The 21,659-nt window shown below is 75.4% G+C and carries 19 protein-coding genes; 9 read left to right on the forward strand and 10 right to left on the reverse strand.

Features of this window, described 5'->3' with window-relative positions; translation table 11 throughout:
- Window positions 1-33: 33 nt before the first annotated feature.
- A complete protein-coding gene (gene mgt / locus ACIQKA_RS05430; protein WP_383444641.1) occupies window positions 34-1,230 on the reverse strand; it encodes a macrolide-inactivating glycosyltransferase in 1,197 nt (398 codons plus the stop codon).
- Between the two features lie 268 nt (window positions 1,231-1,498).
- On the opposite strand from mgt, the gene ACIQKA_RS05435 reads away from it, so the two are divergent.
- The 3 genes from ACIQKA_RS05435 to ACIQKA_RS05445 all read left to right on the forward strand — a co-directional run bounded on the left by ACIQKA_RS05435 (window position 1,499) and on the right by ACIQKA_RS05445 (window position 4,874).
- A complete protein-coding gene (locus ACIQKA_RS05435) occupies window positions 1,499-2,266 on the forward strand; it encodes an NPP1 family protein (RefSeq protein ID WP_402540044.1) in 768 nt (255 codons plus the stop codon).
- Window positions 2,267-2,350: 84 nt separating this feature from the next.
- The gene (locus ACIQKA_RS05440) at window positions 2,351-4,330 is read left to right on the forward strand and encodes an NAD-binding lipoprotein (RefSeq protein WP_402540045.1); all 1,980 of its coding nucleotides are present in this window, start codon (window positions 2,351-2,353) and stop codon (window positions 4,328-4,330) included.
- A 103-nt stretch (window positions 4,331-4,433) separates the two neighbouring features.
- Window positions 4,434-4,874: an ATP-binding protein gene (locus ACIQKA_RS05445; protein ID WP_383154067.1), complete on the forward strand. Its 441-nt coding sequence runs from the start codon at window positions 4,434-4,436 to the stop codon at window positions 4,872-4,874.
- A gap of 28 nt (window positions 4,875-4,902) precedes the next feature.
- On the opposite strand, the gene ACIQKA_RS05450 is transcribed toward ACIQKA_RS05445, so the two are convergent.
- Window positions 4,903-5,673, reverse strand: a complete 771-nt coding sequence (locus tag ACIQKA_RS05450) for a response regulator (RefSeq protein WP_383154064.1) — start codon at window positions 5,671-5,673, stop codon at window positions 4,903-4,905.
- 107 nt (window positions 5,674-5,780) lie between these two features.
- Here ACIQKA_RS05450 and ACIQKA_RS05455 point away from each other — a divergent pair, with 107 nt between their 5' ends.
- Together ACIQKA_RS05455 and ACIQKA_RS05460 are read left to right on the forward strand one after the other, a co-directional pair.
- Window positions 5,781-7,388, forward strand: a complete 1,608-nt coding sequence (locus ACIQKA_RS05455; protein WP_402540048.1) for a CHASE3 domain-containing protein — start codon at window positions 5,781-5,783, stop codon at window positions 7,386-7,388.
- A complete protein-coding gene (locus tag ACIQKA_RS05460) occupies window positions 7,385-8,587 on the forward strand; it encodes a PP2C family protein-serine/threonine phosphatase (RefSeq protein WP_383154060.1) in 1,203 nt (400 codons plus the stop codon). The genes ACIQKA_RS05455 and ACIQKA_RS05460 overlap by 4 nt, the downstream gene beginning before the upstream one ends.
- A 14-nt stretch (window positions 8,588-8,601) precedes the next feature.
- Here ACIQKA_RS05460 and ACIQKA_RS05465 read toward each other — a convergent pair whose 3' ends face one another.
- Window positions 8,602-9,363 carry a class I SAM-dependent methyltransferase gene (locus tag ACIQKA_RS05465; protein WP_402540050.1) on the reverse strand — a complete coding sequence of 254 codons (762 nt, stop codon included), beginning with the start codon at window positions 9,361-9,363 and terminating at the stop codon, window positions 8,602-8,604.
- 177 nt (window positions 9,364-9,540) lie between these two features.
- Between ACIQKA_RS05465 and ACIQKA_RS05470 the strand changes: the two genes are divergently transcribed.
- The gene (locus ACIQKA_RS05470) at window positions 9,541-10,716 is read left to right on the forward strand and encodes an alpha-hydroxy-acid oxidizing protein (protein WP_402540051.1); all 1,176 of its coding nucleotides are present in this window, start codon (window positions 9,541-9,543) and stop codon (window positions 10,714-10,716) included.
- 20 nt (window positions 10,717-10,736) lie between these two features.
- On the opposite strand, the gene ACIQKA_RS05475 is transcribed toward ACIQKA_RS05470, so the two are convergent.
- On the reverse strand, window positions 10,737-12,011 hold the full coding sequence (locus ACIQKA_RS05475) for an aromatic acid exporter family protein (RefSeq protein ID WP_383433978.1): 1,275 nt from the start codon (window positions 12,009-12,011) through the stop codon (window positions 10,737-10,739).
- 255 nt (window positions 12,012-12,266) lie between these two features.
- Between ACIQKA_RS05475 and ACIQKA_RS05480 the strand changes: the two genes are divergently transcribed.
- On the forward strand, window positions 12,267-12,944 hold the full coding sequence (locus ACIQKA_RS05480; RefSeq protein ID WP_383154050.1) for an HAD family hydrolase: 678 nt from the start codon (window positions 12,267-12,269) through the stop codon (window positions 12,942-12,944).
- Here the strand turns inward: ACIQKA_RS05480 and ACIQKA_RS05485 are convergent.
- From ACIQKA_RS05485 to ACIQKA_RS05505, 5 genes are all read right to left on the reverse strand, one after another.
- On the reverse strand, window positions 12,875-15,520 hold the full coding sequence (locus tag ACIQKA_RS05485; RefSeq protein ID WP_402540053.1) for a LuxR C-terminal-related transcriptional regulator: 2,646 nt from the start codon (window positions 15,518-15,520) through the stop codon (window positions 12,875-12,877). The two genes, ACIQKA_RS05480 and ACIQKA_RS05485, sit on opposite strands and share 70 nt — an antisense overlap.
- 109 nt (window positions 15,521-15,629) lie before the next feature.
- Window positions 15,630-16,505: an alpha/beta hydrolase family protein gene (locus ACIQKA_RS05490; protein ID WP_383433987.1), complete on the reverse strand. Its 876-nt coding sequence runs from the start codon at window positions 16,503-16,505 to the stop codon at window positions 15,630-15,632.
- A 160-nt stretch (window positions 16,506-16,665) separates the two neighbouring features.
- Window positions 16,666-17,496, reverse strand: a complete 831-nt coding sequence (locus ACIQKA_RS05495; RefSeq protein ID WP_383154043.1) for an aldo/keto reductase — start codon at window positions 17,494-17,496, stop codon at window positions 16,666-16,668.
- 65 nt (window positions 17,497-17,561) lie between these two features.
- Window positions 17,562-18,788: an MFS transporter gene (locus ACIQKA_RS05500; RefSeq protein WP_402540055.1), complete on the reverse strand. Its 1,227-nt coding sequence runs from the start codon at window positions 18,786-18,788 to the stop codon at window positions 17,562-17,564.
- A gap of 543 nt (window positions 18,789-19,331) precedes the next feature.
- Window positions 19,332-19,670 (reverse strand): thioredoxin domain-containing protein, encoded by a 339-nt coding sequence (locus ACIQKA_RS05505; protein WP_391095080.1) that lies wholly within the window; start codon window positions 19,668-19,670, stop codon window positions 19,332-19,334.
- Between the two features lie 118 nt (window positions 19,671-19,788).
- Here ACIQKA_RS05505 and ACIQKA_RS05510 point away from each other — a divergent pair, with 118 nt between their 5' ends.
- Window positions 19,789-20,358, forward strand: a complete 570-nt coding sequence (locus ACIQKA_RS05510) for a GNAT family N-acetyltransferase (protein WP_402540056.1) — start codon at window positions 19,789-19,791, stop codon at window positions 20,356-20,358.
- A gap of 146 nt (window positions 20,359-20,504) precedes the next feature.
- Here ACIQKA_RS05510 and ACIQKA_RS05515 read toward each other — a convergent pair whose 3' ends face one another.
- Window positions 20,505-20,807 carry a hypothetical protein gene (locus ACIQKA_RS05515; protein WP_402540057.1) on the reverse strand — a complete coding sequence of 101 codons (303 nt, stop codon included), beginning with the start codon at window positions 20,805-20,807 and terminating at the stop codon, window positions 20,505-20,507.
- A gap of 324 nt (window positions 20,808-21,131) precedes the next feature.
- Here ACIQKA_RS05515 and ACIQKA_RS05520 point away from each other — a divergent pair, with 324 nt between their 5' ends.
- Window positions 21,132-21,659 carry a hypothetical protein gene (locus ACIQKA_RS05520; protein ID WP_383154031.1) on the forward strand — a complete coding sequence of 176 codons (528 nt, stop codon included), beginning with the start codon at window positions 21,132-21,134 and terminating at the stop codon, window positions 21,657-21,659.

Genomic DNA, 21,659 nt, shown 5'->3' on the forward strand with positions numbered 1-21,659 from the left:
GAGGCGAGAGCGGGAGGCGGGCCCGGCCGCCCGTCACCCCGGCAGTTCGGCCTCGATCAGGTCGGCGGCCCGCCGCGTGCCCCCCTCGCGGGCCATCGACTCCTGGATCTCGCGGGAGCGGCGGGCCACCTCGGGGTCGTCGACGAGCGCGAGGACGGACTCCCGCAGCAGCGCGGGGGTCACCTCGCCCATCGGCAGGTGCCGCGCCACGCCCAGGGACTGGAGCATCTCGGCGTTCCCGAACTGGTCGGCGGCCAGGGGCACGGCCACCATCGGGGTGGCGGTGGCCAGGCCCTCCTGGCTGCCGCCCGCGCCCGCGTGGGTGACGAAGGCGTCGGCCTGCCGCAGGATCGCCAGCTGGGGCACCCAGGTGTGCACCTCCACGTTGTCCGGCAGGGCGCCGAGTTCGGCCGGGTCGACGAACTTCCCGATCTGCAGGACGACGTGCCAGCCCGGCAGGCCGCCGAACGCCTCGACGCAGGCGCGGTAGAAGTCGGGCTGCTTGGTGAAGGCGGAGCCCAGGGAGACCAGGAGCACCTTCTCGGCGCCGTCCGGCCGTCGCCACTCGCCCTGGTCGGCGCGCTCGCCCTGGCAGGCGCCGACGAAGCTGTACACGGACTCGTCGACCCGGTCGGCCTGCGGCTGGAGGGCGCGCGGGATGAGGACGATCGCGCGGCGCGGACGGGCGACGAACCGGTCGGGCGGGGTGTCGATCCCGTGCTCGGCGAGCCACTCCTCGAACCGGGCGAAGTACGCCTTGCCGCGCGGCGAGGCCTTGAGCTCGGCGTACATCGGCTCGGCGACCTCCTCCTCGTACCCCTCCCACGGCACGAGGTTCGGCCAGAGGGAGACGGCGGGGACGCCCCACGTGTGGGCGAGGACGCGGGCCGGGTACGAGGTGATGTCGTGGAGCACGAGGTCCGGCCGGTCCCCGTCGAAGGCCTCGGCGAGCCGGGGGAGCGCCTGCACGGCGTCGTTCAGGAACGGCTCGATGTTGTCGATCAGTTCGGTGCCCCAGGCGTCCGGGTCCTCGTCGGTCGGCAGCGTCGAGGTGTAGACGACCGGGGTGGCGCCGGTCTCCGCGACCTTCGCGGCGAAGGACTCGGGGACGGCGTAGCTGACGCGGTGGCCCCGGGCGACGAGTTCGCGGATGACCTCCAGGCTCGGGTTCACGTGGCCGTGGGCGGCGATCGAGAACATGGCGATGTGTGCGGGGGATGGGGTGATCATGGGTCCACCTTGAACGAGACGATACGTATCGTCTAGCAATTTTGTCCTGAGCCCCCAGTCTGCCGGACCGCCCGCCCGCCGGATCGCCCGTCGGGCGGAGTTCACCCGCGGGTGCGGCCGACGACTCCCCATATTGACGTGGCCATGCCACGATGACGCGTACCGCGCGGCGCCGCACGCCCCCGCACCACGTGCCCTCGCGCGCCGTACGGCCCCGCGCACCGCGCACCCCCGCACACCGCCGTCGTCCGACCCGAAGGGGACGCAGTTGAAGACACCCGCGTACGCCGCCCGGGGCGCCCTCGCCCTCGCCGGAGCCCTCGCCCTGGTCGTCGCCCTCCCGGGCACCGCGCTCGCCGCGCCGCCCGCCGCCCTGCCCGGCAACGCCGACGCCCTCGAACGGGCCTTCCAGCCGGCCTTCGACTACGACACGGACGGCTGCTACTCCACCGCCGCGATCGGCCCCGACGGCACGCTCAACGGCGGCCTCAAGCCCTCCGGCGCCCTCAACGGCCAGTGCCGCGACGCCTCCGACCTCGACGCCACCAACGGGTACTCCCGCGCGAAGTGCAACAACGGCTGGTGCGCGATCCTCTACGGCCTCTACTTCGAGAAGGACCAGGCGGTGGCCGGCAGCGGCCTCGGCGGGCACCGCCACGACTGGGAGCACGTCGTGGTGTGGGTGCGGAACGACCGGGCGGAGTACGTCTCCACCTCCGCCCACGGGAACTTCGACACCCACGCCCGCGACCGGATCCGCTGGGACGGCGACCACCCCAAGGTCGTCTACCACAAGGACGGCATCGGCACCCACTGCTTCCGCCCCGCCAACACCAACGACGAACCGCCCGAGAACCACCGGCACACCTGGCAGTTCCCGACCCTGGTCGGCTGGAACGGCTACCCCGCGGGCGTCCGCGAGAAGCTCGTCGCGGCCGACTTCGGCAGCGCGCACTTCGGCCTCAAGGACGGAAGCTTCGCCGCCCACCTCGCCAAGGCCAAACCCGCCGGGATCGCCTTCGACCCGAACGGCTGACCAAGCCTCCCCCGGACGATCACGAAGGGATGAATCCACGGCGATGGCGCCCCGCCGGACACGGCGGGGCGCCACGCTGCCGACGTGCGCAGAGAAGGCAACAAGGTCGTTCCCGGACAGCGGAACGCCGCACGGCGGCCCGGCGCGGACCGGGCCGCGGACACCACGGCCGCCCGGCCGGCCCGCCCCGTCCCCTCCGCGGAGGCCCGCCTCCGCTACTGGTTCGACACCACCCTCACCCGCGGCATACCGGCCCTCTGCGGCTGGCTCGCCCTCGGCTGCCTGGCCCTCGTCGTCCCCGTCAGCGCCCTTCTCGCGTGGACCGACCAGCGCGCCCCCGCCACCCTCGGATCGAGGATCGCGGCGGTCTGGCGCAGCACCGGACAGACCATGCGCCTGGGCGGCGAGGTCGGACCGCCCCTGCGCGTCGTCCTGTCCGTGCTCCTCGCCCTCATCGCCCTGCTGTACGTCTCCACCCTGGTCAGCCTCATCACCACCGGCCTCACCGACCGGCTGATGGCCCTCGACCGGGGCCGGGCCGCGATCCTGGAGCGCGGCCACACCGTCGTCCTCGGCTGGTCCGAGCAGATCCCGACCGTCGTCTCCGAACTGGTCGCCGCCCGCACCGACCGGCGCCGCCGCGTGATCGCGGTCCTCGCCGACCGGGACAAGGCCGCCATGGAGGAGGACCTCGCCACCACCGCCCGCGCCACGGGCCGCACCCGCGTCCTGTGCCGCACCGGCCGCCCCACCGACCCCGCCGTCCTCGCCCGGGTGAGCCCGGCCACCGCGGACTGCGTCCTCGTCCTGCCCCGCGACGACCCCCGGGACGACGCCGAGACGGTCAAGACCCTGCTCTCCCTCTCGGCCGCCCTGGGGGAGGACCGGCGGGTCCGCGTCGTCGCCGCCGTGCGCGACGGCCGCCACCTCACCGCCGCCCGGCTCGCCGGCGGCCCCCGGGCCACCGTCCTGGACGTGGACGACATCTCGGCCCGGCTCGTCGTCGACTGCGCCCGGCAGCCCGGACTCTCCCTCGTCCACCAGGAACTCCTCGACTTCGCCGGACACGAGTTCCACACCCTGCGCGACCCCGCCCTGCCCGGCCTGACCTTCGAGGAGGCCGCCGGGGCCTGCCCGGAGTCCGTCGCCGTCGGCATCGCCCACGCCGACGGCACCGTGACCCTCAACCCGCCCCTGCCCGCCCGGTTCCTGGAGGGCGACAGCCTCCTCGTGATCGCCCGGGACGAGCACTCCACCCGGCTGTCCGACCTCCCCGTGCCCCACGACCCGAGGGCCCTCGCCCACCCACGGGTCCCGGCCCCCGCCCCGGCCGAACGCGTCCTCCTCCTCGGCTGGAACCGCAGGGCGCCCCGGATCGTCGACCAGCTCTCACGGCGCACCCCGCCCGGCTCGACCCTCGACGTCGTGGCCGGACCGCACGCCGCGACGGCCGCCGCCGTCCGGTCCGCCGCCGAAGCCCTCGCCCCCCGCATGCCGGTGCGCCACCACCCCGGGGACCCCGCGCTGCGGTCGACGACGGACGCCCTCGACCCCACCGGCTACGACGTCGTGATCGTGCTCGGCGCCGACCCCCGGCCCGGCCGGGGAGAACCGGACGACCGGACCCTCGTCACCCTCCTGAACCTGCGGGCCCGGGAGGAGGAGAGCGGCCGCCGCGTGCCCGTCGTCACCGAGATGACCGACGACCGCAACCGGCTGATCGCACCCCGGTCCGCCGGGGCCGACTTCGTCGTCAGCGGCAGGCTCATCGGGCTCCTCATGACCCAGATCTCCCAGAACCCCCACCTGACCGCCGTGTTCGAGGAACTCCTCTCCCCGGCCGGCAACACCCTCCACCTCCGCCCGGCCGCCCACTACGTCACCACCGGGCGGACCACGTCCTTCGCCGCCGTCGCCGCGTCGGCCGCCCGCCGCGGCGAGTGCGCCATCGGCTACCGCTCCGCGACCGCCCCCGGCCACGGGATGCGCATCAACCCGCCCAAGGCCCACGTACGGTACTGGCACGCGCGGGACCAGGTCGTCCTCATCGCGCCGGGCGACTGACACCGCCCCGGCCGGGCCGCCCCGCTCCACCGTGCCGGGGAGCACCTATGGTGGACATGACTTCATGGCGGGCGGACGCGCGCGTGAACACGGGGGGAAGACGATGACGACGACGGCCGACGGCGACGACTGTGCCGTGCCCGAGGACGACCTCATGCAGGTCGGATACGCGTGGGACGAGGACGAGGGGCTCGCGGCCGAGGCCCGCGACCGCGCCACCGCCTTCCTGGAGAAGGCCCGCGCCGTCTGGGGCGTGACCGTCTCCGAGCGCGCGGAGGAGCTCACGCGGCTCGTCGTCAGCGAGCTGTTCACCAACGCCCGCAGACACGCCCCGGGCCCGGTCCTGCTGCAGCTGCGGATCGGAACCGGGACCGTGGACGTCGTGGTGTGGGACAGCGAGCCCACGGTTCCGGCGGCCCACGCCGCCGATCCGGACCGGATCGGTCAGCACGGGCTGGAGATCGTCAAGGCCGTGACCCGGGACCTCCACATCCGGCGGGAACCGGTCGGCAAGCGCATCACCGCCCGCGTCGACCTGGTCTGAACCCGCCCCCGAAGTCCCCTCCCGGACGTCAGGGCCGCGGCCGGGCCGCGGTGTCGAGGTAGAAGGCGTCGATGCTCTGGACGGCCTGCTCGAACTCCTCCAGGTTGACCGGCTTGGTCACGTAGGCGTTGGCGTGGCTGCTGTACGCGCCGGTCACGTCGTCGGGCGCCGTGGACGTGGTCAGGACCACCACGGGAATGGTCTGGAGGTCCTCGTCGGACTTGAGGACCTTCAGCAGCTCCCGGCCGTTCATCCGGGGCATGTTCAGGTCGAGGACGATGAGGTCGGGCCGTGCGGTGTCCGGGGCGCGCAGGTGCTCCAGGGCGGCGACCCCGTCGGTGACCTGCACCAGGTTGCGGGCCCCGCGCTCGGAGAGTGCCTCCTCGATGAGCATGGCGTCGGCGACGTCGTCCTCGACGAGCAGGACGTCGAAGGGGCGGGCGGGGGTGGTCATGATCGGTTGCTCCGTGGGTTTGTCGTGTGAGTGGTCGAAGAGCCCCGGCCAGCGCCGCCGGGCGCCCTGGCGGGTCATGCCGCAGGCCGCGCCGAGCTGCGGATAGCCGGCGCCCGCGCGGGCGCCGGCCACGACCGCCTCCTGCTGGAGCCGTTCGGCGGCCTTCTGGACGTGGTCCAGGACGTGGAGCAGGGCCAGGGCCCGCGCACGGTCGTCCGGTGCCGGACGCGAGGGATCGTTCAGGAGCCGCCCGACGAGGCGCCGCGCGAGCTCGTCGACCGCCGCGTCCACGGCGGCGGCCGTTTCCTGCGGAGTGGTCCGCAACACGAAGTTCTTGCCTGGCACATCCGGCACTCTAGGTCCCCGGGAGGCCTGGCGACAACAACCGTTGTCGCCCATTACAGTGATCGCGTCGCACTTTCGGCGGCTGTCGCAACAGAGGAGTCCGCACCATGACAGGCGAGGGGAAGCGACCGCGCGAGCGGGGACTGTCCACATGGACGACCCGGCGGTGGCTTCGCGTGGGCGCGGCCGTGTCCCTGGTCGTCCTGACCCTGCTCGGGGCGACGGGCGGCTGGATCCTCCTGCGCACCGAGGCGCTCAGCAAGGAGCTCGTGGACGTGCGGTCCCCCGCGCTGACCACGGCGACCCGCCTGGAGTCGGCGGTCCTCAACCAGGAGACCGGGATCCGCGGCTACGGCCTGACCGGCACCCCGGACTTCCTCACCCCCTACCGGGAGGGACTCGCCGAGCAGGAGTCGCGCACCGCGCAGCTCTCCGGTCTCCTCGCCGGCGACCGGGCCGCCCTGGCCGACCTCGGGACCGTGCGGGACACCGTGGCCAGGTGGCAGGAGAGGGTCGCGCGCCCGATCGCCGCCGCCCCGCCCGGCGCGCCCTCGCCGCTGGCCGCCGAGCGGGCGGCGGAGGGCAAGGAGACCTTCGACGCGGTCCGCGCCGCCCTGGGCGAGCAGCAGGAGCGGCTGCGCGCGGAGCGCGTCCGCACCAGGGACGACCTGATGACCACGATGGCCGTCCGCAACTGGGTGTTCGGCGCCATCGCGGGACTCATCGTCATGCTGACGGCCCTGATCTTCGAAGGGCTGCGCCGGGGTATCAACGAACCCCTCGACCGGCTCGGCTCGGACGCCCGTACCATCGCCGGCGGCGACTTCGAGCACCCCATCACCCCGTCCGGCCCCGCCGACCTGCGGCGCCTCGGCGAGGAGATCGACTCCATGCGCCGGCGCCTGGTGCGGGAACTGGCCTTCACCGAGGAGGCCCGCATGCGCCTCGACGCGCAGGCCGCCGACCTCCAGCGCTCCAACGCCGAACTGGAGCAGTTCGCGTACGTGGCCTCCCACGACCTCCAGGAGCCGCTGCGCAAGGTCTCCAGCTTCACCCAGCTCCTCCAGCGGCGCTACGGCGGACAGCTCGACAGCCGGGCCGACCAGTACATCGACTTCGCCGTCGACGGGGCGAACCGCATGCAGGTCCTCATCAACGACCTGCTCGACTTCTCCCGCGTCGGACGCCTGCACAACGCCCACCAGAGCGTCGACCTGGACGACGTCCTGGAGCGGACCCTGTCCGCGCTGAGCGTCGGCATCGAGGAGGCCGGAGCGGTGATCACGCACGACCCGCTGCCGTCCCTGGTCGCCGACCCCACCCAGATGGGGATGCTCTGGCAGAACCTGATCGGCAACGCCGTGAAGTTCCGCCGCCCCGACGAGGCGCCGCGGATCCGCGTCACGGCGGCCCGGGAGGGCGAGCTGTGGCGGTTCACCGTCACCGACAACGGCATCGGCATCGCCCCGGAGTACGCCGACAAGGTCTTCGTGATCTTCCAGCGGCTGCACACCAAGGACGTCTACTCCGGCAGCGGCATCGGCCTCGCGATGTGCAAGAAGATCGTCGAGTTCCACGGCGGCACCATCGCCGTCGACACCGAGTACCGCGACGGGGCCCGCATCACCTTCACCCTGGCGACCGAACCGCCGGAGACGCCCGGCCATTCCGCCGCGCCGCAGGCCGTCGCCCCGGGAGCGGAGCGGACGAGATGAGCGCGACCGCGAGCGGCCGGGGCGCGGCGCCCCACGAGCCGACGTACCGCATCCTCCTGATCGAGGACGACCTCGGCGACGCCCTGCTCGTCGAGGAACTCCTGTACGACACCGGGCTGCGGTTCGAGCTGACCACCCGGACCACCCTGGCCGAGGCCCGCGCCGAACTGGCCGGCGCCCCGATCGACTGCATCCTCCTCGACCTGCACCTGCCGGACGTGTCGGGCACCGACGCGGTCACCGCGGTGCGGGCCGTGGCCCCGCACACCGCGGTCATCGTCCTGACCGGACTCGCCGAGGCGCAGGCGGGCCCCGACGCCATGGCCGCCGGGGCCCAGGACTACCTCGTCAAGGGCAAGGTCGAGGCGGACCTGCTGCACCGGACGGTCCGCTACGCCGTCTACCGCAGCAAGACCGAACGGGCCAACTCCGAGGCCCAGGCCGCCCGGCTGCGGGCCGAGGAGAACGCGCGCCTGGAGCGCGGCCTGCTGCCCCAGCCGATCCTCGACACCTCCGCGGTGCGGGTGACCTCCCGCTACCTGCCGGGCGCCACCCTGGCCCTGCTCGGCGGCGACTTCCTCGACGTGGTGGAGGGGGACGACGGGCTGCTGCACGCCGTCGTCGGCGACGTCAGCGGACACGGGCCCGACGCCGCCGCCCTCGGCGTCTGCCTGCGGATCGCCTGGCGCTCCCTGGTGCTCGGCGGACACCGCGGCGACGACCTGCTGCACCTGATGGAGCGGATCCTGCTCGCCGAGCGCGGCGGCCAGCAGATGTTCGCCACCTGCACCCTCCTCACGCTCGACCAGAACACCGCGACCGCCACCCTCCACCTCGCCGGCCACCACGAGCCCCTCCTCACCACGTCCGGGGGGACCCGGGAGCTGGAGGCCGAGCACGGCATCGCCCTGGGCATCTTCCCCGGGCCGCACCGCTGGCCCGCCACGGTCGTCCCGCTCCCCGCCACCGGCGCCCTGACCCTCTACACCGACGGCCTCACCGAGGGCCACAGCGGCACGGCGAACGAGCGGCTCGGCGTGGAGGGACTGCTCGACCTGATCGCGACCCTGCCGTCGGACGACCCGGCCGTCCACGTCGACCTCCTCATCAAGGAGACCCACGAACGGAACGCCGGCCGGCACTCCGACGACCTCGCCGTCCTGCGCCTCGACTGGGGGATCCCGCCGGCGCGCTCCTGAACGGGGCGCGCCCGTCACACGGCGGGCCTGCGCGCCTCGACCAGGGTCCGGGCGGAGTGGGCGACGAACGGGCCCTCCGCCCGGATCCGCGCGTCGAGGTCGCGCAGCCGGGGCAGATGGGCGTCGACCGTGAACCCGGGCACGATCCAGATCACCTTGCGCAGGAACCAGACGACCGCGCCGACGTCGTGGAACTCCATCCGCAGCCGCTCGGTGCGCAGGTCCATGACGTCGAGCCCGGCCGCCCGCGCCGCCGCGGCCTCGTCGTCGGGGTGGCGCGCCCGGGCCGCCTCCGGCTGCGGGCCGAGGAAGTGCTCCACCACCTCCCAGACGCTGGCGGGCCCGACGTGCTGGGCGAGGTAGGTGCCGCCCGGACGCAGGACGCGGGCGATCTCCGACCACCACACGGTCGCCGGGTGCCGGCTCGTGACCAGGTCGAAGGCGGCGTCGCCGAAGGGCAGCGGCGGCTCGTCGGGGTCGGCGACGAGCACCACCCCGCGCGGGTGGAGGAGCCCGGTGGCCCGGGCGACGTTCGGGGGCCACGACTCGGTGGCCGCCATCGTCGGCGGCAGCACCGGCACCCCGGCCAGGACCTCGCCGCCGCCCGTCTGCACGTCGAGCCCGGCCGAGGCGGTGGCGAGCCGTTCGGCGAGGAGCCGGTGGTAGCCCCAGGAGGGGCGCTGCTCGGTCGCCCGCCCGTCGAGCCAGGAGAAGTCCCAGCCGTCGACCGGGGCGGCGGAGGCCTCCGCCACGAGCTCTTCGAAAGTGCGTGTCATCCCCCCATCATCGCGTCCGCTTCGGGGGCGCGGTCCGCGACCGGGGCACCCGGGCGGACCCACAGAGCCGCGCCCGCCCTTCCGCCCCGTGGTCACGGAGGCCCGCAGCGGGCACCCTGGACGGCACCACGGCGGGCGGCCCGGGCGCCCGCCCCCCGACGGGAAAGGGCGGAGTCCATGCCCCCGCACTTCGGCGACTACCAGAACGAGATCTACTTCGAGGGCCTCTTCGGCACCGTCCCCCCACTGCCGATGACCTTCGCCGCACTGGAGTCGAAGGCGCGGGCGGCCCTGCCGCCCTCGCTGTGGTCGTACGTGGCCGGCGGCGCGGGCGACGAGCACACCCAGGAGGCCAACGCCGCGGCCTTCCGCGCCTGGGGACTCGTCCCGCGCATGATGGTGGGCGCCGCGCGGCGCGACCTCTCGGTCGACCTCTTCGGCACGACCCTGCCCTCGCCGCTGTTCATGGCACCCGTCGGCGTCATAGGCCTCTGCGCCCAGGACGGACACGGCGACCTGGCGACCGCCCGCGCCGCCGCCCGCACCGGCGTGCCCATGATCGCCTCCACGCTCACCGTCGACCCCCTGGAGGAGGTCGCCGCCGCGCTCGGCGACACCCCCGGCCTCTTCCAGCTCTACACGCCCACCGACCGGGACCTCGCGGAGAGCCTGGTGCACCGCGCCGAGGCGGCCGGCTTCCGGGGCGTCGTCGTCACCCTCGACACCTGGATCACCGGCTGGCGCCCCCGCGACCTCGCCACCAGCAACTTCCCCCAGCTGCGCGGACACTGCCTGGCCAACTACACCTCCGACCCCGTCTTCCGGGCCCGGCTCGCCAAGCCCCCCGAGGAGGACCCGCGCGCCGCCGTCGTGGAGTGGGCCGGGATCTTCGGCAAGCCGCTGGTGTGGGACGACCTCGCCTGGCTGCGCTCCCTGACCGACCTGCCGATCCTCCTCAAGGGCATCTGCCACCCCGAGGACGTCCGCCGCGCCCGGGACGGCGGAGTCGACGGCGTCTACTGCTCCAACCACGGGGGACGCCAGGCCAACGGCGGCCTGCCCGCCCTCGACGCCCTGCCCGGGGTGGTCGCCGCCGCCGACGGCCTGCCCGTCCTCTTCGACTCCGGCGTCCGCACCGGGGCCGACGTCGTCAAGGCCCTGGCCCTCGGCGCCACGGTGGTCGGCGTCGGCCGCCCGTACGCGTACGGACTCGCCCTCGGCGGCACGGACGGCGTCGTCCACGTCCTGCGCTCGCTCCTCGCCGAGGCCGACCTGATCATGGCCGTCGACGGCTACCCCACCGTCGGCGACCTGCGCGCCGACGGAGCGCTGCGGCCCGTCCGGCCCGTCTGAACCGTCCTCCGGGGGGATCTTCAGGAGGAGCGGCGCGCGCGGCCCGCCAGGGAGGCGACCTTGCGCCGCCGCTCCTCGCGCAGGCGCGTGTGCCGGTCCAGCTCCTCCATGAGCCGGCGGCCCCGGTGGCCCGGGTCCAGCTCGTTCAGGACGCGGTCGATCTCGGCCAGGAGGGCGCCGTACAGCTGCCAGCGGCCCGAGTCCTCCACCGCCTCCGCCCTCAGCATCCCGGCGGCCCGGTCGCGGGCCTCGCGGGCCGCCTCCAACTGCTCGGCGAGCCGGTTCTCCGCCGTCTCCGCGCCGGAGCTGGAGTGCGAGGTGACGAGGACCGCGAAGCTCACCAGGGTGTCCCCGAGGTGCCGCACCACCTCCTGGAGGGCGCGGGACGTCTCCGGCCGGAAGAGCACCGCCCCGTCCCGCTCCCGCGCCAGGTCGGTCAGGGTGCGGGTGAGGACCCGCAGCACCACGGCGGAGATCTCCAGGGTGTCGAGCCCCGTCCGCAGCACGATCCGGTGCAGCAGCCCCTCCTTCACGCGCGGGTTCAGCCGCAGGCTGTCCTCCGCCTGCCGCAGGGCCGCGTCCACGTCGGCGACGTCGTTGTCGAGGCGCCGCGCCTCGTAGAGCCGCGCAGCCGCCAGGTCCACGGACGACGGCCCGTCGAAGTCGCCGAACGGATCGGGTTCGGCGGGGACGTCCGGGTCCGTGAGCTCCTCGCCCAGCCCGAGGAGCAGCTGCCGCATCCGCCGGGCCAGGTCCACGATCGAGTCCCCGGCAGTGTCCACCCAGACCGGCGGCACGAGCACCATGTTGAACACCATGCCCACGACCGCGCCGATCAGGGTCTCCAGGACGCGGTCCCAGGCCGTGTCGGCGACCTGGGTGACGCCGAGGACCAGCATCGCGCTGATCGCCACCTCGGCGACGAACTCCTCCACCCGCACGAACCGGCCCACCACGAGCGCCGCCAGGATGACCAGCGCGAGGCTCCACCACGTCAGACCGACGAGCACGCTGAACGCGATGGCGATCAGCACGCCGACCACGACGGAGTTCACCCGCCGCAGACTCGTCACCAGCGTCGAGTACAGCGTCACCTGCACCACGAGCAGCGCCGTCAGCGGCGCGGTCAGCGGCGCCGGCTCGGAACTGAGCTGGAGGGCGACGACGTACGAGATCGTCGCCGCCGCGGTGGAACGCAGGGTCTGGACCACGAAGGGGTCCCGCCGCTGGCGCTCCCACCACTGCCACAGGCGCCCTCGGCGCAGCGAGGCGAGCGATACGGAGCGGTGGGGCATGAAAGTACTCCTCCTCCGGTCGGCGAGGGACGCGTCCCGGGCCGGACGCGATCTTGTGCGCGCCTACCCGCCCGTCGCCTTCGCACCGCGATGCTCCGTGGTGCCGCCCCGCGAAGGCGCGCCGACGCGCCGACGGGCCCCGAGGAATCCCGCGGGCGGGGAGCTGTCCGGGGCGGCGACTGAAAGGAGGCGTTCCGGGTAGCCGCCGGGTGCCCGTCCCGCACCGCACCCGTGTCCCGTGAGGAGATCCCGACCATGGACCGCGACCGCGCAGCGCTCTTCGACGTCGACGGAACCCTGGCCGACACCAACCACCTGCACGCCGTCGCCTGGTGGGAGGCGCTCCGCCAGGGCGGCCACCGCGTGACCATGCACGCCGTGCACCGGGCCATCGGCCTCCCGGGCGGACGGCTCCTCGACCACCTGCTCGGACAGGACCGCGACCGGTCGGACGACGAACGCCTCAGCACCGCGCACGACACCCTCTACGGGACGTACTTCGAGCGGCTCCAGGCCTTCGACGGAGCCGCCGACCTGCTGCGGAAGCTCGCGGGCGACGGCTGGAAGGTGGTCCTGGTGACCTCGGCCAAGAGCCGCGAGCTGACGGCCCTGCGCCGGGCGATCGACGCGGACGACGCCCTCACGGACACCGCCACCTCCGACGACGTCGACGAGGGGAAGCCCGCCCCCGACCCCGTCGAGCACGCGCTCTCCCTCGTGGACGTGCCCGCCGACCGCGCCGTGTTCGTCGGCGACAGCGTCTGGGACATGAAGGCCGCCCGCCGCGCCGGGGTCACCGTCGCCGGGCTGCTGTGCGGCGGCATCCCCGGGGCCGACCTGACCGGAGCGGGCGCCGTCGCCGTCTACGACGACCCGGCCGACCTCCTCGCCCGGCTCGACACCAGCCCCTTCGCCTCCGTGCCGCCGTCCTGAGCCGGGGCCGCGGGATCGGGGCGGACCACTCCCGGGAGCTCGACCCGGGAGCGGATGCCCAGCCGGGCGAAGACCCCCCGCAGGTGGTGGTCGACCGTGCGCGGGCTCAGAGCGAGCCGGTCGGCGATCTCCCGGTTGGTGGCCCCCTGCGCGGCGAGCCGGGCGATCCGCTGCTGCTGCGGCGTGAGCAGGCCCCACGCCGTCCGGTCGGCGGTCCCGCCGCCCGCGCCGCCCGTGGCGCGCAGCTCGGACCGGGCCCGGTCCGCCCAGCCGTCCGCCGCCGCCCGCTCGAAGGTGACGAGCGCGTCCCCCAGCGGCCCCCGCGCCGCGCCCGGCCGCCGCCGGCGCCGCAGCCACGTCCCGTACGCCAGGAGGGTCCGGGCCCGCTCGAAGTCGTTGCCGCAGCCGTCGTGGCGGCGGACGGCCTCGCCGAACCAGTACGCCGCCTCGTCCTCCCCGCCTGCCGCGCCCCGCGCGAGCAGCGCCCGGCAGCGGGCCAGCAGGGCCGGTGCCGGGCCGTCGACGCCCTGCGCCGCCCAGACCGCGTACTCCCCGGCCGCCGCCCGGGCCCCGTCCGCCCGCCCCGACGCCACGGCCGCCTCCACGAAACAGGGCACCACCAGCATCCGCAGTGCGAAGTGACCGCCCCGGGGCCCGGCCCGCACGAGCGGGGCGAGCCGCGCGGCCGCCTGCGCGGCCAGACCGCGCCCCAGCTCGTCCCGCGCCAGCGCCCACTCCGCGAGCGTCGCCGCCTGGGCCAGGCCGTGCGGGCGCGCCGTGCCGAGGGCGAGCCCCGCGTGCTCCGCCACCGCCACCCCGTCGCCCGCCACCGAGGCCGCCAGGGCCAGTACGGCGTGCTGGTGGGCGGCCACGTTCCGCTGCCCCGTCGGCTCCGCCGCCGCCAGCCCCTCCCGGGCGGTGCGCGCGGCCCTGCTGTACCGCCCGTCCCGCAGCTCGGCGTACGCGAGGTGTTCGAGGGCGCGCGGCAGCAGGGCCGTGCGGTGCTCCGCCCGGGCCCGGGCGAGCGCGCGGGCGTGGATCCGGGCCGCCGCCGCGGTGTCGCCGAGCACCAGCGCGGCCGACCCCGCCCGCAGCAGCAATCGGGGATCGTCCTCGGCGCCGTCCCGCGCGACCACCCGCGCCAGGGCCGGGCGGGCCTCGCCGAACCGTACGGACAGGGCGGCGCCGAGCCCGTCGAGGAAGTCGCGCTCGGTGCCCCCGGCGTCCCCGCCGCAGCCGAGGGCGGCCAGGCACGCGTCGACGTCGCCCCCGGCCCAGGCGGCCTCCATCGCGAGGAACCGCGCGTCGGACGCCTCGGCCGGCGCCCGGTCCCGCAGCAGCTCCGCCGCCCGCAGGAGGGCCTCGTGCGCGTCCGTGACCGGCCCGTCCGCCAGCGCCGCCAGACCGCGCACGAGGTGCGAGCGGCCCCGGACCACGGGGGTGAGGGCGCGTACGGCGGCGGGCGGCCCGAGCCGGTCGGCGCGGTGGCGCTCGCTCCGCGCGAGCGCCGACGCCGTACGCGCCGGCCGGGGCGCGCCCGCCGGCCGGGCCCCGCGGTGCGGGGAGGCCGGGGCCGAGGCGAGGACGGCCCGCCCGAGGAACGGGTCCTCGAAGCGCAGCAGTCCGTCGGCGCGGCGCAGCAGCCCGTCCGCGACCAGGCCGTCGAGCGGCTCGACGGGCACGCGCGCCGCCCGCGCGCCGTCCAGGACGGCGTCGACGGCGACGCCGGGGAGGCGCCGCGCCGCCGTGACGGCGCCCTCCTCCCCGGCACGGCCGGCGCGCGCCACCACCGCGAGCAGCCGCCGGGAGTCCGCGGGCAGGTGCTCCAGGAAGCCGCCGTACACCTCGGTGAGGACGGCCCCGTCGACCGGCGGCTCGGGGAGGGGCACGACGCCCGCGAGCTGGGCGGGAGCGAGGCGCCGTACCGCCGCGACGAGGACGCCGGGGTGGCCCGACGCCTCCTCGGCGAGGCGCCGCGCGACCGGCGGCGCCGGGGGAGGGCCGCACAGGTCGCCGAGGAGGGCCCGCGCGCCCTCGGGGCCCAGGCGCCCGAGCCGTACGGTCTCCGCCTCCGGCACCTCGGGAAGCCGGTGGTGGCGGGCGGCCGACACGAGCCAGCGGGGCCCGCGGCGGCCCGGCGCGCGGTCCCGCCGCCACGTCGCGGCGAGCGCGGCCCGGGAATGGGCGTCCCAGAGGTGCAGGTCGTCCAGGCAGACCAGGACCGGAAGGTCCCCGAGGAGCCCGGACACGGCCGCGGCGACGCCGTCCTCGCCCCGCGCGGCCCGCAGCGCCCGGCGCGCGTCCGGAGCGCCGGGAGCGAGGGCGGCGAACAGGGCCCGCGCACCGCTCCACGGCACCCGGTGGCCCGGCGCGGCGATCCGGTGCGCCGCGCCGGGAAAGTCGTCGGCCGCCCGGGCGAGCAGGGCCGAACGGCCCTCGCCGGGACCTCCGGTGACGAACAGGATCCCGCCGGTCCCGGCACCGGCGGGGGCCGACAGGCGGGCCACCGCGGCGAGTTCGGCCGCGCGGTCGCGCAGCCGGACACCGGGGGCGGTGACGTGCGTCGCTCCGCTCACGACGGTCAGGTTACCGACCCGTACGGAACGGCGGAAGGCTCCCGGGTCTGGGCGGGGGCCCAGACCCGGGAGCCCCGTCCTGTGACGACGCACAGCCCGCCCGGGGGCGTCAGGAACCGAGCGGGCAGCTGCCCCGGTACTCCTCGATCGTGAGGCTCGGCCGGGGCAGCGGGCAGAGGAACTGCTCGTAGCGGGTGTCGTCGTCGACGAAGCGCTTGAGCCACGCGATGCCGTACTTCGCGATCGTCGTGTTCGCGGTGTTCGGCGTGAAGTGCGTGGCCCCGTTCAGCTCCAGGTACGCCTTGTCGAGCGAGTCCGGCAGGCTTTCGTAGAAGGGCTCCGAGTGGGTGGCGACGGGCGCGACCGTGTCGCCGTCCGCGCCGACGACCAGGGTGGGCGTGGTGATCTCGGGCCAGCTCTTGTCCGTGTTCCAGCCGGTGAGGGGGACGGCCGCCTTGAGGGAGGGACGGCTCTTGGCGGCTTCGAGGGCTCCGCCGCCGCCCATGGAGTGCCCCATCACCGCGAGGCGGTTCGCGTCGATCCGGTTCCGCACGGCGCTGCGCTGCGTCAGGTGGTCGAGCGCGGCGAGGAGCTGCCGGCCCCGGCTGTCGGGCTGGTCGAGCGTGGTGAGGGTGTCGATGGTGAACACCACGAACCCCTGCGAGGCGAGGCGGGGGCCGAGCCAGGCGACGGAGGACTGGTAGGCGGTGAATCCCGGTGAGATCACCACCGCGCCGAAGGTGCCGTCGGCCGTGGACGTCGGGTAGTAGACGGTGCCGCCGCCGAAGCCCGTGGCGGCGAGGGCGGAGACGCTCGTCTCGGAGACGGCGTAGGGGCCCCGGAGGGCCTCCACGCTCGTCCGGGTCGGCGCGGGGCCGCGCTCGTACGGATTGGCCGCGGCGGCGTCGGCGGCCCGGACGCCGGGGGCGAGGAGCAGGGTGAGGGAGGCGGCGGCGGTGGCGGCCGCGGCAAGGTGTCGTCTCACGACGGAGTCGTCCTCTCGTGTCGTGCGGCGGCCGCCCTCCGACGGGGCCGGAAACGGGGGCGGAGAGCGGCCGGACCTGTACTGGCCCGGCCACTCTCCGCGTCCGGCGCCCGGCCGGCATCGGCAGAACCACCGGCCTCCGCCGCCGGTCCCGCCGGGCTCAGTCGAGGGCGTCGGGGTCCGGGCCGGTGCGCAGACCGCGGTCGAGGCCCGCCATCGCCGTCATCTCCTCGGAGGAGAGGGCGAAGCCGAAGACGTCGAGGTTCTCGCGGATGCGGGCGGGGGTGACGGACTTCGGGATGACGACGTTCCCGAGCTGGAGGTGCCAGCGCAGCACCACCTGGGCGGGGGACCTCCCGTGCCGGGCCGCGATGCCGGTGACGACCGGGTCGGCGAGGACGGCGCCCTGGGCGAGCGGGCTCCACGCCTCGGTGGCGATCCCGTGGACGGCGTGCAGTTCGCGGAGCTCGCGCTGCTGGAGCCCGGGGTGCAGCTCGATCTGGTTGACGGCGGGCACGAGGTCGCTGCCGTCGAGCAGCCGCTCCAGGTGCGCGGGCTTGAAGTTGGAGACGCCGGCGGTACGGACCCGGCCGTCCGCGACCAGCGTCCCGATGGCGCGCCAGGTGTCGACGTACAGGTCGCGGGCCGGGGCGGGCCAGTGGATCAGGTACAGGTCGACGTGGTCGAGGCCGAGCCGGGCGAGGCTGTCGTCGAAGGCCCGCAGGGTGGCGTCGTACCCCTGGTCGGCGTTCCACAGCTTGGTGGTGACGTACAGCTCGTCGCGGGCGATGCCGGAGGCGGCGAGCGCCCGGCCGACCCCGGCCTCGTTGCCGTAGACGGCGGCGGTGTCCACGGAGCGGTATCCGGCCTCCAGGGCGTGGGCGACGGCGGTCGTGGTCTCGTCGTCGGGGACCTGGAAGACGCCGAAGCCGAGCTGGGGGATCTCGGTGCCGTCGTTGAGGACGACGGAGGGCACGCGGGGGAAGGACATGGCGGTGCGGCTTTCTCTCTGGTTTCTCGCGGGAACGGTGTGCGGTGGGGGTGGGGCGGAGGGGGTCAGTGGGGTACGGGGACGCGGGCGCCGGTGCCGACCGCTTCGGCGGTCCCGGTCCCGGCCTCGGTCCCGGCACCGGACGCGGGGGTCCGGCGCTCCAGTGCGGCGGACCAGAGGGCGAGGCCGAGAGCGGCGGCGGCGAGGACGGCGCCGACCCAGTTCGGGGCGGTGTAGCCGAAGCCGGCGGCGATGACGATCCCGCCGAGCCAGGCGGCGAGCGCGTTGCCGAGGTTGAAGGCGCCGATGTTGACGGCGGAGGCCAGGGTCGGCGCGCCGTGGGCCTGGTCGAGGACGCGCTTCTGGAGCGGCGGCACCGTGGCGAAGCCGAGCGCTCCGACGAGCAGGACGGCGATCGCGGCGAGGACCTTGTGGTGGGCGGCCACGGTGAACAGCGCGAGGACGATCGCGAGCCCGCCGAGGGTGGCGTACAGCAGGGGCATCAGCGCGCGGTCGGCGTACCGGCCGCCGAGCAGGTTGCCGAGGAACATGCCGGTCCCGAAGAGGACGAGGAGCCAGGTGACCGCGCCCTCGGAGTAGCCGGCGACCTCGGTCATCATCGGCGCGATGTAGGTGATCGCGGCGAAGACGCCGCCGAAGCCGAGCACGGTCATCGCCATCGCGAGCAGCACCTGGGGGTTGCGGAAGGCCTTCAGCTCCCGGCGCAGCAGGGTGCCCTCGGGGCGGGGCACGGCGGGCACGAGCCGGGCGATGCCGAGCAGCCCGACCACGCCGAGCGCGGCGACGACCGCGAAGGTGGTGCGCCAGCCGATCGCCTGTCCGATGAAGGTGCCGAGCGGCACGCCGACGATGTTGGCGACCGTCAGGCCGGTGAACATGGTGGCGATCGCGCCGGCCTTCCGGTCCGGGGCGACCAGGCCGGCGGCGACGACGGACCCGATGCCGAAGAACGAGCCGTGGGCGAGCGAGGCGACCACGCGACCGGTCAGCATCAGTCCGAAGCTCGGTGCGAGCGCGGAGAGCACGTTGCCGAGCACGAACAGGCCCATGAGCAGCATGAGCATCCGCTTGTGGCTCACCCTGCGGCCGAGGACGGTCAGCAGCGGCGCGCCCACGACGACGCCGAGCGCGTAGCCGGTGACCAGCAGGCCCGCGGTGGGGATGGTGACGCCGTAGTCGGCGGCGATCGGGGGCAGCAGTCCCATGACGACGAATTCGGTCGTGCCGATCCCGAAGGCCCCGACTGCCAGGGCGAGGAGTGCGAGCGGCATGGCTCAGCCCTTCCGTGATTGCTTGAGTGGGCTCTTTACGTGCTCCGACAATAGTTGCATGCGCGCTATAAGTGCAAGCGCAGGTATCCGGTGGGGTGGGAATGGGGGTGGTCGCAAGGGGTGTGGCGGGCCGAGCGCGGGATGCGCCCGGGGCCGGGGCCGGGGCCGGGACCGGTGTTCGGACCTGATGTCCGGGCCCGTCGTCCTGTTCCCTGTTCCGTTCCCGGTGCGCGGGCAGGGGGCTGCGGCCCGGTGGTCGGCGACCCGGCGGAGGGGGCGGGGTCGAGGCCGGGGAGATGCGGCGCGGAGGGGCGGCGGACCGGACGTGCCGTGCGGCCTCGGCGGCCCGTCCATCCGGGGGGCGTCGAGCCGTCCGGGGGAGCGTCGGGCTGCCCCGAGAGGTGTCGGGCCGTCCGGGAGGGCGTCAGGCTGTCCCGGGGGAGCGTCGGACTGTACCGAGAGGTGTCGGGCCGTCCCGGGAAGCCGTCGAACCGCCCGGAGGAGGCGTCGAGCCGTCGAACTGTCGGGTGGAGGCCCCGGGCCTCAGAGGTGACCGTCCAGGAGGGCCCTGACCTCGGCGGTGGTCACGCGTCCCGTGCCGTGCGCCACCGCCTCCCCGTCCTTCAGGAGGACGAGGGACGGGGCTCCGGTGACCCCGTACCGCCGGGTCGCGGCCGGGCAGCGCGTCATGTCGGCGCGGACGACCGTCAGACGGTCCGCGTACTCCTCGGCGACGACGCCCACGACGAGGTCCGTCGCCCGGCAGGCCTCGACCGCCTTGGGCCAGGTCCCGACGAAGTACGCGAGGACAGGGGTTCCGCTCATCCGGAGGACGAACTCGAACTCCGCGTCCTCGCGGGGCTGGTGAACCCGCTTCGCCATGGAAGCTCCCGACCTCGTGTTCCGGCTTTCCGGTCCCATCATCCCCCGTGCCGCGCGGCGGGCCGGACGGGGGTCCCGGCCGGATGCCGCCCGGCGTGCGTGCGGTAGGTTGCCCGCCATGACCGGACCGGACCCCGCCGCCTGGCCGCCCGCCACGTGGCCGCCCGCCCCGATCACGACCGCGCGGCTCGTGCTCCGCGCGTCCGGGGCCCGGGACCGCGCGGCGTTCGTCGAGCTGTTCTCCTCGCCCGAGGTGGGCGCCCACACCGGCGGGTCCCGGCCGCGCGAAGTGCTCGAACGCATGATGCCCGAGGTGCCCGGACGGCATCCCGGCCTGTTCGTGGTCGACCTCGGCGGAGCGATGATCGGCGTGGTCACGTTCGACCGGCGCGACGCGGAACGGCCGGGGCCGGGGGGCGGAGGAGCCGAACTCGGCTTTCTGCTCCTGCCGGAGGCGTGGGGACGCGGGTACGCCTCCGAGGCGTGCGCGGCGGCGCTCGACTGGTTCGCCGGCGCGTTCCCCGGGGAGCCGTTGGCGCTCCGCACCCGGACCGCCAACGTCCGCGCGATGCGCCTCGCGGCGAAGCTCGGGTTCACCGAGGTGGAACGGTTCGAGGAGTACGGCGCCGAGCAGTGGTCCGGCGTGCGGCCCCCGGCTGAGCCCTCCCGGTCGAGCCCGCCGGGCTGAGCCCGTCCGGCGGCGCGGATCCGGGAGGCCGCCGCCCGGACTCCGTCCGACCTCCCGCCGCCCGGACACCGTCCGACCTCCCGCCGCCCGGGCTCCGTCCGACGCCTCCCGGGCCGGAGCGGGGGCGCTCCTCTCCCGATGCCGCGTCAGGCCGAGAACGACCCCGCGCCGCCCGGCACATGGGTCCCGTATCCGGGCTGGACGGTCACCGAGGGACCGAGGCAGAACGGGTTCCCGTAGATCCTCACCGGCCTGTCGGTCCGGTTCGTCAGCACGTGCGCGACCGTGGGCAGCCGGTGGCAGCCGGCCGGGTCGCCGTAGACGTCCAGCGCCTGCGCCTCGGTGGAGAAGACGACGACGTCGCCGACGGCGTCGGCCCGGGCGGGCGCGGCCTGGCCCAGCATCGAACCCGCCGCGATCAGGGAGATCAGCACTGCTCGTGCGCGCATGGTCGTCCTCACTGTGGATCGTCCCGCCTCGACGCGGGGCCGCCCCCACAGTTACCGCGCGGGCCCGTTCGAGATCCGGCCCACCCGCCGGGTTTCACTCTCCAGGCGTAGAAGCGGCCCGGACCCCGGGCCCCGGCCGGCGCGGCTTCCCGCCCGCCGGCCCTGACGGACCGCCACCCGGCCACCGCCCACGCGGTGGCGGCCCTCCTCGCGGACCGGTGACGTGCGGCCCGGCCCCGTCCACCCACGGGGCCGGTTCACTCGTCACGGTGACACGGGCCGCGCCGCCTCCCCGTCCCGTACGGGCTCGGGCAGCGTGGCCCCATGCACGCCCGCCGCACCGCGTACCTCCTGACCGCCGCGCTCCTCACGGCCGGTTGCGTGGCCGTCCCGCACGGCCCCGACCCGGGCCCGCCGGACCGCCCCGCCGCCCTCGCCCCGGCCGCCGAACGCGCCCCCTCGCCGCTGCCGGCCTGGCCGGAGCCCACGGAGGGGACGCCGCGCGAGACGCTCGCCACCACGGAGCCCGGGGCCGCTCCCGCCCGCCCGCAGACCTCCCGCCGGCCGGCGACGGGAGGCGGCGGAACGGGGACCCGGGCCCCCGAGAAGACGAGGACGACGCAGAAGACGGGGACCCGGAAGGAGGGGACGCGGCGGAAGGAGGGAACGGAGCAGGGCCGGACGCGGACCGTCCCCCGACCCCCGAGGAAGCCCCTGCCCCTCCGGCCCCACCACCGCCCGACCGCCCCCGTCGCCGGGCAGCCCGAACTCCGCGCGCTCTGCCGCCAGGCCCGGCGGATCGACGCCCCGATGGGCGCGGCCGACCTCTGCCGCCAGGTGTACGGCCGTTGA

Source organism: Streptomyces sp. NPDC092045 (assembly GCF_044756005.1).
In the GTDB taxonomy this organism is placed as follows: Bacteria; Actinomycetota; Actinomycetes; order Streptomycetales; family Streptomycetaceae; genus Streptomyces.

What these genes read in the sequence shown, in the direction of transcription:
- ACIQKA_RS05475 (WP_383433978.1), bottom strand. Translation starts at nt 12,011, where the DNA reads ATGCCCCACCGCTCCGTATCGCTCGCCTCGCTGCGCCGAGGGCGCCTG.
- ACIQKA_RS05505 (WP_391095080.1), bottom strand. Translation starts at nt 19,670, where the DNA reads ATGGCGAAGCGGGTTCACCAGCCCCGCGAGGACGCGGAGTTCGAGTTC.
- ACIQKA_RS05455 (WP_402540048.1), top strand. Translation starts at nt 5,781, where the DNA reads ATGACAGGCGAGGGGAAGCGACCGCGCGAGCGGGGACTGTCCACATGG.
- ACIQKA_RS05470 (WP_402540051.1), top strand. Translation starts at nt 9,541, where the DNA reads ATGCCCCCGCACTTCGGCGACTACCAGAACGAGATCTACTTCGAGGGC.
- ACIQKA_RS05465 (WP_402540050.1), bottom strand. Translation starts at nt 9,363, where the DNA reads ATGACACGCACTTTCGAAGAGCTCGTGGCGGAGGCCTCCGCCGCCCCG.
- ACIQKA_RS05515 (WP_402540057.1), bottom strand. Translation starts at nt 20,807, where the DNA reads ATGCGCGCACGAGCAGTGCTGATCTCCCTGATCGCGGCGGGTTCGATG.
- ACIQKA_RS05510 (WP_402540056.1), top strand. Translation starts at nt 19,789, where the DNA reads ATGACCGGACCGGACCCCGCCGCCTGGCCGCCCGCCACGTGGCCGCCC.
- ACIQKA_RS05480 (WP_383154050.1), top strand. Translation starts at nt 12,267, where the DNA reads ATGGACCGCGACCGCGCAGCGCTCTTCGACGTCGACGGAACCCTGGCC.
- ACIQKA_RS05460 (WP_383154060.1), top strand. Translation starts at nt 7,385, where the DNA reads ATGAGCGCGACCGCGAGCGGCCGGGGCGCGGCGCCCCACGAGCCGACG.
- mgt (WP_383444641.1), bottom strand. Translation starts at nt 1,230, where the DNA reads ATGATCACCCCATCCCCCGCACACATCGCCATGTTCTCGATCGCCGCC.
- ACIQKA_RS05500 (WP_402540055.1), bottom strand. Translation starts at nt 18,788, where the DNA reads ATGCCGCTCGCACTCCTCGCCCTGGCAGTCGGGGCCTTCGGGATCGGC.
- ACIQKA_RS05495 (WP_383154043.1), bottom strand. Translation starts at nt 17,496, where the DNA reads ATGTCCTTCCCCCGCGTGCCCTCCGTCGTCCTCAACGACGGCACCGAG.
- ACIQKA_RS05520 (WP_383154031.1), top strand. Translation starts at nt 21,132, where the DNA reads ATGCACGCCCGCCGCACCGCGTACCTCCTGACCGCCGCGCTCCTCACG.
- ACIQKA_RS05445 (WP_383154067.1), top strand. Translation starts at nt 4,434, where the DNA reads ATGACGACGACGGCCGACGGCGACGACTGTGCCGTGCCCGAGGACGAC.